Annotated in this window: 7 protein-coding genes; 4 read left to right on the top strand and 3 right to left on the bottom strand. The window is 63.3% G+C overall.

Annotated features, from left to right (window positions below; all coding sequences use genetic code 11):
• Window positions 1-452: 452 nt before the first annotated feature.
• Both ACXYMN_RS12495 and ACXYMN_RS12490 read right to left on the bottom strand, forming a co-directional pair.
• Entirely contained in the window at window positions 453-1817 is a 1365-nt protein-coding gene (locus tag ACXYMN_RS12495; protein WP_459014012.1) for a hypothetical protein, read from the bottom strand.
• Window positions 1818-1836: 19 nt separating this feature from the next.
• Window positions 1837-5631 (bottom strand): OmpA family protein, encoded by a 3795-nt coding sequence (locus ACXYMN_RS12490; RefSeq protein ID WP_459014176.1) that lies wholly within the window; start codon window positions 5629-5631, stop codon window positions 1837-1839.
• Between ACXYMN_RS12490 and ACXYMN_RS12485 the strand changes: the two genes are divergently transcribed.
• The 3 genes from ACXYMN_RS12485 to ACXYMN_RS12475 all read left to right on the top strand — a co-directional run bounded on the left by ACXYMN_RS12485 (window position 5524) and on the right by ACXYMN_RS12475 (window position 9267).
• On the top strand, window positions 5524-5787 hold the full coding sequence (locus tag ACXYMN_RS12485; RefSeq protein WP_459014180.1) for a hypothetical protein: 264 nt from the start codon (window positions 5524-5526) through the stop codon (window positions 5785-5787). The two genes, ACXYMN_RS12490 and ACXYMN_RS12485, sit on opposite strands and share 108 nt — an antisense overlap.
• Before the next feature lie 608 nt (window positions 5788-6395).
• Complete coding sequence (locus ACXYMN_RS12480) at window positions 6396-8246, top strand: hypothetical protein (protein WP_459014011.1); 1851 nt, start codon at window positions 6396-6398, stop codon at window positions 8244-8246.
• A 25-nt stretch (window positions 8247-8271) separates the two neighbouring features.
• Window positions 8272-9267: an OmpA family protein gene (locus ACXYMN_RS12475; protein WP_459014010.1), complete on the top strand. Its 996-nt coding sequence runs from the start codon at window positions 8272-8274 to the stop codon at window positions 9265-9267.
• A 169-nt stretch (window positions 9268-9436) separates the two neighbouring features.
• On the opposite strand, the gene ACXYMN_RS12470 is transcribed toward ACXYMN_RS12475, so the two are convergent.
• Window positions 9437-9700: a 2TM domain-containing protein gene (locus tag ACXYMN_RS12470; protein ID WP_459014009.1), complete on the bottom strand. Its 264-nt coding sequence runs from the start codon at window positions 9698-9700 to the stop codon at window positions 9437-9439.
• A gap of 430 nt (window positions 9701-10130) precedes the next feature.
• Here ACXYMN_RS12470 and ACXYMN_RS12465 point away from each other — a divergent pair, with 430 nt between their 5' ends.
• Window positions 10131-13757, top strand: a complete 3627-nt coding sequence (locus ACXYMN_RS12465) for a Hint domain-containing protein (protein WP_459014008.1) — start codon at window positions 10131-10133, stop codon at window positions 13755-13757.
• The last annotated feature ends 106 nt before the right edge of the window (window positions 13758-13863 follow it).

Here is a 13863-nt window from a genome sequence, read left to right as displayed (position 1 = left end):
TTTTGTGCCCGCGACCAGGTCTCTGATTTCCAAATAGCTTGGCCATCGCGTTACATCTTCCGATCCGCAGATCGAAGATGCCTTCCATCGATCAGGCCCCCGACACAATCTAGCCCAACATGTGGCGAGAAAGGAAGAATTTGTCGAAATTGCCCTTCATTAAATCGGTACGGGCGACAGTCTGGCGGGTTCGGGGGAATTGTACCCGGATCACCCAGCAGTGGGGCTTATTCTGCACCCAGATATCGCCGCAATTCGCCGGAAGTGTCGGATCAACCGATTCGGATGCGACCGATTTTTTGCAAGATCCATCGATCGGGCCGGTCGTCATAACCCACCGCTGACGGCCAAAGCGTCGAGATGTCCGCGAAGGGCAAGCGACGCCGCGCCAGAAGGGCTGGCGGCTCCGGCGCAAGCTCAAGAACGTGCGCTTGCTCGGATCGGTTTATGGCTCACGGAAGGAAGCCGCCTCCGGTATTCGCCGTCGACGCATCCGATGTGCTGGCATTCGCCGAGTCCTGAACCGGCGCTGGCGCGGCGCGCACCCGAAATGCCCGTCCGGCCGCTCTTTGCTGGCTGGCGGGCAGCCGCGCGGCATTGAACGGCAGAGCCGGTTTGAGTTCGCGCGGCGGTTTGGCGGGCGGCCGCTGCGCCGCAGGCAGCGGCGGCAAAGGCTGATGGGCGGCCTGATCGAACCTGGCAACGGGCAGACTGCCGTAGGTATTCTCCTCGGGGGGAAGCTGCACATAGGTCAGATGGGTGTTGCCATCTCGTCCCGTCGGGTTCGCTGCGGGCCTGCCCGCCTCGAAATTGCCGCGCTGCACGGCTGCCGCGGCGTTCCCGGTCAGTGGCGGGGCATCGTATTCGACCGGTGGCAGCGCAAGATGCAGGTTGCCCGCATCCTCTGCGGCGTTCTGCTGGTTTCTTTCGATGTTTCTGCGTTGTCTCTCTGCCAAGACCGAGGAGTCGTAGACGCGGCTGACCGGGATGGCTTCATCGCTGGGCATCCGCTCCATGTTCGCAGCTTGCGCGGCGCTGACAGAACCGTATTGAGAGTCCGGATCCGGCGGCGGCCTCTGGCCGGGCGGGGTGAACCCGGATGCCGCTTCCGCAATGCGCGCCATTGCGTCGTAGTGATCCCGGAGGCGACGATGCTTGTCCAGAACCTCACCGAAGACCTCGTCGATCTCGTCCTGCGCTTCTTCAGTTTCGCTGTTCTTCAGAATATCGTGGCGCGCCAAACCCAGACTTTCCAATCGGTTGATTATCGCGTCGCGCTCTTCCCGCGACGGCCCTTCTGCGCCCCAGACCTCAAAGGCGGATTGCTGCACCATGGTCGCCCTGTTCGCCGCGTCGCGCAGGTTTTGAGGCGGCGCAGGGCGACCCGCGGCAGCCCTCTTGTCCCCGAAGTATTCACGGTATTCACTGTTCACGGCGGCGGCGCTCCGAGCGGCAGCAGCCAGATCGGAAAAGGCCTGAGCCTGTGCGCGCTGCAATTCGAGCAACTGGTTGTTGGCGTCGTTTATCTGCCTTTCAGTCCCGGCTTGGCGTGGACCTGACCTGAGACTCCGGAGTTTCCGACCTGTTTTACCCAGCTGATCGTGAAGGTTCTCCACCCTCGCCGCATGAGCCATCACTGTCTCATGGGCCCTTTTGTGCCGCTCATGGATGCGGTCTTCGTCCGACAGGACCTCTTCACGTTCGGCGGGGGTCAACGCCGCGACGGGCTCAGGCAAGGACGCGATGACAAGGATTGCGACGCCAATCACTGCCGGAAGCGTCGCACGGCATCTTATCAAGCCTTTCATGATCGACATCTCAAAACCTTTCAGGACCTCAACGGGTACAGTTCAAGCGCGTGGCGGGGCGGGCAAAGCTATCGCGGATCTCGCGGATGCGGAAAACAACCTCCGCCCGCTCGCAATCGGCGCTTGGAGCAACCTCACCTGCGTGGAGACATTGCTGACTGACCTTCCGGCAGGTCGGGGTGTCGCGGTTCGGGGCGCCGATGCATTGCACGACCTTGTCACACAGCGCACGGCGTCGATCGAGGTCCATGTCGAAGCCCGGCGCGATGACCGATATCGGCCCCGCGCTGACCCTTTCGCATTGTGATGGAAGACCCAGAATGCCCTCCGCCAACTCTGTCAGAAAGGTCTCCGATTGCAGCGCCGCAAGCATGGCGCATTCCTCGATCTCGAAAACCTCGTCCTTGTCGACCAGACATAACGGTGAGCCACTGGACAAGAGGTCCGAGTCGGCGCTGAGCGTGATTTCCCTGCTGCCCGTTGCAGGAAAATCCCGCCATTCGATCAGGCGGCCGCCGCGATAGCTTTCGTTCGGATCGACGATCTCGGTGTCATACTCCGTGAAGTCCGCAAACAGCTCGAGTGAGCCGCCAAGCTCGACCGCGCAGGGATCGACGGCATAGACCTGTCGGAGCGCCCCGGCGTCGCCGGTATCGGTGTCGCGGACGTAATAGGACTGCTTCGAGCTGGCATCGACCGAGACCAGATCGGTGGAGTTCGGCGCGGGCTGGTCGCGTTCCGGGCGGGCCACATCGAAAAACACGCGCGCGCCGTCGGTCTGAGCGAGACGGCGGACCGAACCCGCAGGGATCGCAGACCCCGGTGGGCCGTTGGCCCCGGACATCACCTTGCCGCCGATTTCCCAGACGGCATCTGCCTCGGCGCTGCGTACGCTCGAGCGGATCTTGACCAGCGTCACCTCGTAGAGGCGCGGCATGGTTTCCGTCTCTGCCGCCAAAGCGCGGTCTGCCGCATCGATATGCCGGTCTATCGCTGCCTGCACCTTGCGGCGCAGTTCGTAATTCACGACGGGATCGAAGAAGAACGGCGGCAGCAGCAATTCATCCAGCGTTCGCAGGCTGACATGGACCGGCACGACGCCATCGATGCCGACACCCCAGCTTTCCTTGCCCTGACCGGAATGCGCACCGCCGACCCAATAGAAATTCTCGGTCTCGTTGCCCATCTCCTGCTGGAACTTGTCGTTCGAAGAGGTGCCGGAGCCGACGTTGAAGCCGGCCTTGCCCTTGCCTTTGACCTCGCCCTGAGCGCCGCCGGCAATGTCGACCTCATCACTCACCAGCCGCCCGATCGTATTGCCGGAATACGCCATCTCGAGGACACCCATCCCGCCATAGATCACCGCTTGCGGATAGTGCGTCCCGAAGATGTCCACGAACGCATCGAACGCACGGTCGTCCTCGGCCTCTTTCAACCGCAGAACGCGCGTCACGAAATCCGGGTGCAGGCGCATGCGCGCCTTGTCGAGGACGAGATCGTAGAAATACGCCTTCGACAAGCCCAGGGTCAGGGAGTTGTTCCGGCCCCGGATCTTCTCCGAGGCGCGCTTGTGACTGTAGCTGCCGCTGAAGCTTGCGCCGGGGATCCCAAGCGTCACGCTGACATTCGTGCTGGTTGCCTTGGTGTAATCCGCCATCGAGGTGACGACATGGGTCTCGGCGTGCTGTTCGCCGGTGAATTCAGGAACATAAAGCAGTCCCTTCGGAATGAAGATGCGGTTCGCATCGTAATAATCCGCAGAGGCCGGGTCCGGCAGCGCAAAGACCATCTTGCCCGTGCCCGTATCCGTCAGGTGCAAGGGGTCCATCGTCGTGATGTCATAGCCGCGGTAATTCGAGCGCAGGTTCACCGCTTTGGCTTGCGCAATGAAGACATTGTCGAAACTCGATAATTCGCCTTTCGGCGGCTCGTGTGGATGCACTGGCACGAGGTCTAGATCGATGCCGTCGATGCGAATGAGTTCGGGCGTCAGGATCCTCAACTCCGGCAGATCCGATGTGGACAATCCGCCCGCGGCGTGGGTCGCGCGGTAGGTATTGCGACCGGTTTGGCGAAACCGCGTGACCTGGCCGTCTTCCAGCGTCACGACCACGCTGGCGCGATCGGTATCGAGATCGCCGGTCAGCCCGACCGCCATCAGAAAGCCGTTGTCGATCCGCGCCGTCATGCCGGACATCGGCACCCCTTCCGGAAGGAAGTTGCTGAACGGCACCGGCTCGAAAAAGCGCGGCGGCTCGGCGCCGTACGGTCCGTAGACCCGCTGATTGGTGTGCACCGACAGCTCGTATATCCAGCCACGGCTCTTGTCGGCCTTGCCGGTCAGCCCGATCAGGAATTCCCCGTCCCGCAGCAGCACGAGGTCCGATTCGGCGTCCAGCAGGAAATCCAAATCCGTTTCGCCGAACCACGCCGCCTTTTCTTGCCCGTCTGCTTGCACGTAGTTCATGCGGATGGTGATGATGGATGCCCGTTGATACCAGACGCGCATGGAGCGGAGTTTGGCACCCGCAGGCAACTCGTGGTCGATGCGTTCGCCCTTCTCGCCCGGCACCGGTTCGAAATCGAGATCGAAGCCAAGCGCGGGCTCCTGGAGGATGTGAAACAGCGGGTAGCTGGAAAACACGGTATCCGGCCCCGGCAAGGCATCGTGCAGCAAATCGACATGCGGCGATTTCAGCTGGGCCGCCACCGCCGGGTCGCGTGCGGGATCGTTGAAGATCTTGGACCGCGCAATTTCATCGCGGTTGATGATACGGATCGCATCGCTGCCATAGGTCGTCCAGGCGCCGCTTGCGATCTGGATGGCGGTGTCGAGCGCTTGGTATTCCAGATCGCCTCTGATCGTCTCGGTCAACGCGCCGTTGAAGGCGGGATACAGCGGGGAGTCGACCTGCACCGCACCGGCGCTCCGGGCCGCCGTCCGGATCTCCTCCGGCTCAAGCGGCCTGTTCCAGCTGCGCACGCCGCCGATCAACCCGGTAAAGGCCAGCGCGGTCTCTTCGTTTGGAAATCTGCCCAAAGTGAGGACTTGCTCATTTGGCGCTCCGGGCTCCCAGTCCAGCTCGGCCAGCGGTTGGCCGTTGATGAACACCAGGGCCGCACCATTGGCAAAGGCGATGGCGACGTGGTGCGGAAGGTCTTGGGTGAAATCGAACCCAACCACCTGCTGATCTGCCACGTCGTACCCGCCGTTCCACAAGACGAGGGCGTCGCGCTCTTGGGTGATCTGCACGCTCAGGCGTGTTCCGTCGAGGCCGTGCACCGACATCACGACCGGCGCCGCATCGGAGAGATCCTGATCCGGGTCCGGAACGTCCCATCCCGGTTGCACCCAGAACTCCAGAGTGCCGCTCTTGTCCATGCCAAGTCCGGCAGGCTTGGCACCGTCCCCGAACGGCAAGGCCGCGCTGCGCGGCGGCTGGCTCGGCTCGAAGCGCAGCAGCGACAAGGCCTCGGGAACGAGCAGGCTGCTCTGCGCGATCCGCATCGGAATCACCGTCGTGAGGTAGATCTCGACCCGGCGCTGCAATTGGCTTTCGGGGCGTTCCCCGGATTTCGGCGCGGCCTCGCCCATCGGCTCGATCGAAATGCGATCCGCTGCGATGCCAATCGTGTCCCGCAGATACGCAGCGACCGCCTCGGCACGCCCGATGGAGAGCGCGAAGTTCGTTTCGACAACCCCCTCGCTGCTGGAATGACCGACAAGAATGACGCCCGCATTTTGCATGTCGGGACTTTCCAGCGCCGCACCCAATTCATCCAGGATAGCGCTCTGATCTGCGCGCAGCGTGGTGCCCCCCACAGAAAAATCGATCCGACTGAAATGATGAATGTCGATGATGCGTCCGGCATTCGCGGCGGCATCGATGAGGGTTTTGTATTCTTCGACGATCTGATCCGCGGTGGCATCCGACTGCGGTTTCCATTCTGCCGCTGCGATCGATGCGAAACAGAATAAAAAAGCGAAGATCGCCGCTAAAAGGCGTGGAATTGGCACGGGATAATCCAGTTCGAAATGACTGATGCAACTGTCCGAGTCTACAACCACCGATACGTGCCGTGTCAATCGGGTGCCGTCGATTGCGCCGTCGACATGTTCCCATCGCTTGGCGTGGCAAGCCGATCCGACCTTCCAGCAGGTCCATTTCCGCCTCGCCATGCGATCCGCCTTGATGCGCGAAGCGCGCGACCACCGACCACCGGGAAAGGCGTCCCAGGGGAACGTTTTCCGATCCTCGCTCTCGTTCAAGCGCAAGCTCAGGCATGACCGCCTGACGGCACACCGATCATAAATCTTGTGATTTCACGCGAAAAATGAGAGGATCGTCGCACGCATTTCAATGAAGACAGCCCTCACGGCGCGGTCGGACACAACGTCCCGATTGCCGCGCAATGTCTTGGTGGCGAAATTTTCGCGTCCCCGAGAATGCGCCGGAAAATTCCATCTTTCGGCGGTCCAGGCTTGGATACATGTCCAGACGGACAAGGCTGGCTTGATCAATTCGATGGGTGGACCGGGCACATTGCGCCCGGCCCCGGCATCAAGATATTCAAGGAGTTTTTTTCATGCACAATTTCGTTGCCTGCGGTCTGGCCGTGGCGATTGGTCTGTGTCTTCCCGCCACCGCCATGTCCCAGGCCTTCAGCGCCGACGACATGCAGCGCTACAATATCGATGCAGAGAATGTACCGGCCTTCCTTGCGGGCTTCAGTTCGGCGTCTCTGCGCACCCAGCCGCGTTGCGCCCGGGCGGCCGACCAATATACGCGCGGCTCCGCCGATCCGGCCTCGTCCGAGTTCCGTTACATCACCAGCGTGGACGAGATCTTTTCGGAACAGCAATTGTCTGTCGGCGCGAAGGTTGCGGTAAAATACATGGGCGTGGGCGGCAGCGTCGATGTCCGCTACGCCGAGATCGAGCGCCAATCGCGCAATTTCGAGGATGGCGCGATCTACGGGTACTTCGAACGCGTGAGCCCGATCCGCATGCTGTCGGCACCGCGCATCCGGCTGAATGCGCGCGGGCGCGAGGTGCATGACGCGGCGGTGCGCGCGGGGCGTATGCAGATCTTCTTTGACGCCTGCGGCGACGAGCTGATCGTCGGCAAGCAGCGGGCCAGTTTCGTTCAGGTGATCGGCACGCTGAAGATGGCATCCGGCATGAACGAGACGGAGCGGTCCCAAGCGGTGACCGCCGCGCTCGAAGTGGCGACCGGTGCGCTCGATGTCAGGGCGGAAACCACCGTCGCGCAGGACTCGCACCTGATCGAGGCGTATAAGCGCACAGACATCAACGTTTCGGTCAAGCATACGGGCGAGTCCGGTTGCGCGCTGCCCAGCCTGCAATTGACCGATGCCGGAGACTTCTTCAGCTGTTTCAGAAGTGCCGATTTCGCCGAGCGTTCGGACCTGCATGCGATCTATACGGTGCGCTATATCGACGTGATCGACGGCTTCGGCGAACTGGACGGCGCGGCCATGGCGCATGACCGACACGACGATCTGAACCGCATCCTGAACGCGTTTCAACTGCTCGAGATGACGCTGCTTGAATTGAAAAACCGTGATACCGACCAGTTTCTGCAGGTCCGCGAAGATTACCGCAATTCCACGGCGCAATTCGTGCGCGAAAAGGGCTGCCTGACAGTATTCACGCCGGGGTGCGAAAACCTTCTGCTGCGCTTTCGCCAGCATCCCGCCGCCACACCCGCCGACGCGAGACGCCTGGCCGATCAGCTGATCGCGGGCGGCCGGGTCTGCCGGTCGGATTTCAATTCGACCCGAACGACATTCCCGATGGTCAGCCCGAATGGCTTTCTGGGCTGCCGCAGATGCGGTCCAGGGCTGTTTCCCATTTTCATCGACGGTCGGAACGGCCAATGCGGCCTGCCGATCCCCGAAGAGGAGGACAGCGTCGCGCGGTATTACTCCGACGACCTTGTGACCGAGGCGCGGGAAATGCGGCGGGATGCCAGCGGCGGTCTGCGCGAGGTCACGGTCGAGCGACGTCCTTCTCATTGTATCGGGCGCAAGGAGGGCTGCTTTCAGGACCGTGCGGACGAAATCTGCATTGCGCGGGGGTTCGACAAGGCGCGCAGATGGCTCACAACGCCCATGAAGCGCGCCTATTACGCCGACAACAGCCCCTGCCTGCAATCGCAAGAGGACGAACGCCTCACCCCTGCGCAATGCCGCACCTTCGCGCTGCTCGATTGCGCCTGCCCGCCGTCGCATGTCGCGGTCGGGCGTCATTGTTCGCAAGTGAACGCGTTCAACGACGGCGTCGCGATCGGGTTTCAGGCCCGGACAGAGCCCTTCGCCGACGGCACGCTGGATCTGATCCTGCGTCCCGAAGGCGATAACGCCGCGCCGGTTCCGCGCATCTACCAGGGGTTCGGCATTTCCGGATCCGACTGAGCGCCATTTTCCCAAGGAGTTTTCCATGCGCCCATTTTCAACGAACTTTGCGTTTCTCGCGGTCACCCTGCTGACCTTCTCGGCCCCCCTGCCCGTCCAGGCACAAAGCGAGGCGGAATGCACCGAAGACGACCGTATCATCGCCTGTTTCGAATCTTTCTCGTACGAATTGCGCGACTTCCATCCGGCGCAGATCGCGCGGATCGCCAACGACATCGCGCTGAACTACGTCGAATCCAACGACGATCGACACGTCATAACCGTGACCGGGCATGCCGCGACATACCAAGACACGCCGCAGCTTGAATACCTCAAGAATTCCTTCGGGCGGGGCATCACCGTCGCCGCGATGCTGCGCGACATTCTGCAGGACGAATACGGCATCGGTCCGGGTCAGGTGGGCGTCACGGTCGCCTCCGCGTCGAACGGCCAGCCGCGCGACGGGATGGGCTACGCCACCCAGCGCCAACGCGCCCTGCAACGACGGGTCGAGATCACGGGCGTTGCCCAGAATTTCGCGCCTCCCCCCCGGCAAAGGCTGGGCGAGGCCCTTGACGAGGCTGCCCGGAACCAGTGTCAGCGCCTTGTCGTGGCGCAGATCAAGGACGAGGACCAATCGCCGGTCTTCGTGGCCTCGCACCTCTTGGCTGTCTATTTCGGCGAAGCCCTCGATCCGTCGGATTTCAGCCCCTATGGCCACAAGCGCGCCGATCAGGACATGCGCCAGATCGTGCGCGACGAATGGCAGAATTCGCGCGACATGGAGGCCGACCGGCGCGTGCAGCGTCTGCGGATCAGGCTGCGCAACATCTGCCGCGACATCAATGGCGTGATCAACGCCCTGCCCAGCATGGCTTGCGACGACCCGCGTGTCGTCACCTTCCGCGCGGAGTTTTTCACGCGGATCGACGATGACCGGACCATTTACGCGCAATCGCCGATCAAGGAGCGAATTGAAGACCGGATCGACGCGATGGACGGGTTTTTCGGCGAGATCCGGCCGGAATTGTCCTGTCTCTAGGCCGATTGAACGGCGCGTGTCCCGGTCGCGCGCGCGTGGGTCAATTCAACGGCGCATCGCCGCGTGTGCCCGGATGTCCGGGTGGGCACGCTGCGCCGTTGTCCGGGCCCCAAATCGGCATCCCGACCCCCTGCCCCGCCAGACGCACCGGTCCACCTCGGGACGGCGTTCAGCCCTTGCGCATTTCCTTCTGGATCATCTCCTCGGTGACGCCGAAACGCCCGGGGAAGACGAAGACCGCCAGCGCATGGAGCGCCAATGCGAGCCCCCAGCCCAGCATCGGCCATTGAAACCAGAGGCTGCCCGACGAGGTCAGCAAGTTGATGACCACAAGAAGTAGGATGACGGCCACATAGACCGACAGATGCGTGTAAAAGCCCATCCTGGCCTCCAGGCGCTTCTTGGCGGATTGATATGCTTCGGTCTGCTCCATGGCATTTCTCCTTCTGCGGCTGTCTGACGGACCCAGTCTACCGGTCGAAGCGTTTGCCGGTCTGACCTATGTCAAACCGGCCCGGACCGGCCCGGATGGTGCGCCGGACCCCGGACAATGCGCGCTTGCGATTGGCCAAGGCGGCATCGACCGGCGTTCGGGCGCGGTCACACGTCACCGGGCGGGATACGTTCGCGTCCGGGCCCGCGACCGTGACGGAGCGGTCTTTCACAGCGCCGCCATCGGTGGGTGCGCGCTGTTGCCCGCATCGATGATGCTTTGCATTCCGATACGCCCAGCAGGCGCAAAGTTGGGCAAAAAGGCCATAAAGCGTGCCAAATTCCGCCTCAAACCCCGGCTAATTTTCCAACAATACCAATAAAAAACGCCGGAGCCATCAAGAGCATCCGGCGATATTGAGGAAAGCAAGATGCCCGTTGGCTACCTGGTCACATTGGGTGACGGTAATCTCGATCCCGGCGACGCGATCGCGACCACCACCACCACGTTCACCGCAACGCAATCCTGGGGCGCAGGCACCTGGATTTATCGGGGCCGGGACGCGAACGGCAACATCGTCCGGGACCAGGTCGAAACCGGCCAGTACTACGCCGACGCCGCCGGGAATATCTACTTCGTTCCCGACAATGGCCTGCCGGTCAGGGTCAGGGCACCCGAGGTCGACACCGCGCCCCCCGCGCCAACCGATGACGGCATCGTTTCGGGATCCGCGGGCGACGATACCATCGACACAGCCTATAGCGGCGATGCCGACGGGGAAGTGGTCGACGGCAACGATGCGGTCGGCGTCGCGCTTCCGACCGCTGCCGAATTCAACTGGGCGGACTACACCGACGAACAGGATCTGCGCGGCGGCGTGGTACAGGATACCGGCGATGTCAGCGTCACCGTCACCTATTCCGACGTCCAGACGAACGAGAATTTTTCGGCCGAGACCAGCGGCGGCGGCGATGCCATCTATGTCGCGCCCGGCGAGACGTTCAGCACCACGTCCGCGGGCTATCTTCTGGCCAACGGCAGCCCGGACAACACGACCGTCACATTCGATTTCACGGCCAATTCCGGTTCGGGATACGAAGACGGCGTCGAGAACGTTCGCTTCCGGATCAGCGATATCGACGGTCTGAACGACGGGACCAACAACTTCCAGGACATCGTGACCGTGCGCGCCTATGACGTCGACGGCAACGAGATCCCGGTCACCATCACGCCCGGCAGCAACCACACGCTTGTGGGCAATACGATCACGGCCGGCCTGTCCAACGGCTCTGCCGCCGACGCGAGCGGCTCCGCGCTGTACGAAATCGAGGGCCCGGTCGCCCGCATCGAGGTTGTCTATGACAACGGCGGCACGACCCAGCAGGCCATTTACTTCTCGGATATCGAATTCGACGCCGTCCCGCTTGGCTCCAACGACGACAGCATCGACGCCGGGGGCGGCAATGACGTTGTGCTCGCGGGATACGGGGACGACACGGTCAGCGGCGGCACCGGCAACGACACGATCTCCGGCGAAAGCGGCAATGACAGCCTGATGGGCGACCTCGGCGACGACTCGATCCTGGGCGGCGCGGGCGATGACACGCTGCAGGGCGGCGACGGTGCCGACACGCTCGATGGCGAGGCCGGCAATGACAGCATCGACGGCGGCCTGGGCAACGACATCCTCGCAGGCGGCGACGGCAACGACACGGTCCTGGGCGGTCTGGGCGACGACATCCTGTTCGGCGATACCGGGGCCGACAGCCTGCTGGGCGGCGACGGCAACGACGTGTTCTGGGACGGCACCGGCGACGACTATATCGACGGCGGTGCCGACGCCGACACCTTCTATACCCAGTTCGACACCGGCAACGACACCATCGTCGGCGGCGAGGCCGGCACCGACAACGACCAGATCGTCTCGTTCAAGAACGTCGATACCGTTCTGGACCTGACGGCGAACGGCACCAGTGCCGACAGCGAAAGCGGCACGCTGACCACCTCGGTCGACAGCATCACCTTTTCGCAGATCGAAAGCATCACGCTCAGCAGCGGCGACGATTCCGTCATCGGCTCATCCGGCAACGACAGCGTAAACACCTCGTCCGGGGCCGACACCGTCGACGGCGGCGCGGGCGATGACACGTTCGACCTCGGCGCGTTCGACGGCGCGGTCGATACGGTTGTTCTGGCCGATGGCGATGGCAACGACAATATCAGCGGGTTCGAGGCCCCGACGGACAACGGCGACGGCACCTATGCGGGCCGCGACCAGGTCGATGTCAGCAATCTGACCTCGGATGGCGGCACCACGCCGGTCTACACGCGCGATGTGACCGTGTCCGACGACGGCTCGGGGAATGCGGTCCTGACCTTCCCGGGCGGCGAAAGCCTGACCCTGATGGGCGTCGCGCCAGGCCAGGTCGACAGCAGCGCGGAACTCGAGGCGATGGGCATTCCGCTGGCACCGCCCGAAACCATCCATGACGCGATCCGGTTGACCGGAATGCCCGGTGGCACGGACCTGCTGATCTCCGGCACCGAGATGGCGCCGGTCGAGGACACCCTGGCCTTCAACACGCAAAACGCCGGCCAGCTGACCGTCGGCGATACGATCACCATCGGCGGCACCGTCTACGCCATCAACGCCCTGCATGACTACGAAGCCGATCTGACCAACAACAACGGCGCGATCGAAGAGACCGTGCACGGCCATATCGTCGAGCTTGACGACGGCGCGGGCGGCACGCTCACCTACATGCTGGTCGATGACAGCTACGGGCCCAAGCCGGACATCACCCAGGCGCAGTTGCTGTTTGTCGATCCCGCCGTCTCGCCGGTGCTGGTGTCGGGCTATGACGACGACCAGAACGTCACCCTGACCTCGTTGAACTTCAACGTCGAAGGCACCGGCGGCGCGGATATCATCGACGCGTCCTACCTTGGCGATCCCGAAGGCGACCGGATCGACAACGCCGACCATTCCGACGGCTCGAACGACGATCTGGTGACGGCGGGGGGCGGCGACGATTACGTGGCATCCGGCGCGGGTGACGACACCGTGTTCGGCGACGACGGCGCGGATACGCTGGACGGTGGCATCGGCAACGACAGCCTCGACGGCGGGATCGGCAATGACAGCCTGATCGGCGGCCTCGGGGCCGATACCCTGACCGGCGGCGCGGGCGACGACCATTTCGCCGTGGCCGAGGGCGATGTCGCATCGGGCGGCGACGGCGACGATGTCTTCACCCTTACCGATCTCGGCGAGGCCGGAAGTGGGTCGATCGTCATCTTCGGCGGCGAAGGCGGCGAGACCGCGGGCGACACGCTGCAACTCGGCTCGCACGTCGCTTACGGCGACATCACCTTCACCAACACCGACGACACGGCAGGCGGTCTGTCCGGCAACTTCACCATGGCGGACGGCACGCTGGTGAGCTTCTCCGAAATCGAGAACATCATCTGCTTCACGCCCGGTGCCCGCATCCTGACCCCTTGCGGCGAACGCGCCATCGAAACGTTGCGCCCCGGCGACATGGTCGTCACACGCGACCACGGGCCCCAGCCGATCCGCTGGCTGGGCAGCCGTACCGTGCCCGGACAGGGACGATTTGCCCCCGTCGCCCTTGGCCGGGGCGCGCTAAACGGGGCCAAACGCCCCATCCTGGTGTCACCCCAGCACCGGTTCCTGTTCACCGGCTATCGCGCCGAGTTGCTGTTTGGCACGCCGGAAGTTCTGGTGTCGGCCAAGCATCTGATCAACGGCGTGGACATCCGGCAGGAGACGCAGGACGCGGTCACCTACCTGCACCTCATGCTCGACGCGCACGAGGTCCTCTATGTGGATGGCGTGGCAACCGAGAGCTTTCACGCGGGCGACATCGGCATCTCGGCCATTTCCGGGCAATCGCGGGAAGAGATGTTCGCCGCGTTCCCGGCGCTGCGGTCGAATGTGGGGGCCTACGGGGATACCGCGCGCAAATGCCTCAAGGCGCATGAGGCGCGGTTGTTGATCGAACCCGCCGATCTGCACATGGCCATGGCCGCCTGATCGGATCCTGTCGCGCGCGGCCCCGCCGCGTCCCGACCGCCAAGGCCGCCTAAGGCGACCGGCCTCGACGCGGGCCTGCGCCGTCGCCCAAAGCCCGGCCCGAGCG

The organism is Roseivivax sp. CAU 1753 (genome assembly GCF_054482575.1).
This window is presented reverse-complemented; position numbering and strand designations above follow the sequence as displayed.

What these genes read in the sequence shown, in the direction of transcription:
- ACXYMN_RS12485 (WP_459014180.1), top strand. Translation starts at nt 5,524, where the DNA reads ATGACCGACAAGAATGACGCCCGCATTTTGCATGTCGGGACTTTCCAG.
- ACXYMN_RS12480 (WP_459014011.1), top strand. Translation starts at nt 6,396, where the DNA reads ATGCACAATTTCGTTGCCTGCGGTCTGGCCGTGGCGATTGGTCTGTGT.
- ACXYMN_RS12495 (WP_459014012.1), bottom strand. Translation starts at nt 1,817, where the DNA reads ATGTCGATCATGAAAGGCTTGATAAGATGCCGTGCGACGCTTCCGGCA.
- ACXYMN_RS12475 (WP_459014010.1), top strand. Translation starts at nt 8,272, where the DNA reads ATGCGCCCATTTTCAACGAACTTTGCGTTTCTCGCGGTCACCCTGCTG.
- ACXYMN_RS12465 (WP_459014008.1), top strand. Translation starts at nt 10,131, where the DNA reads ATGCCCGTTGGCTACCTGGTCACATTGGGTGACGGTAATCTCGATCCC.
- ACXYMN_RS12470 (WP_459014009.1), bottom strand. Translation starts at nt 9,700, where the DNA reads ATGGAGCAGACCGAAGCATATCAATCCGCCAAGAAGCGCCTGGAGGCC.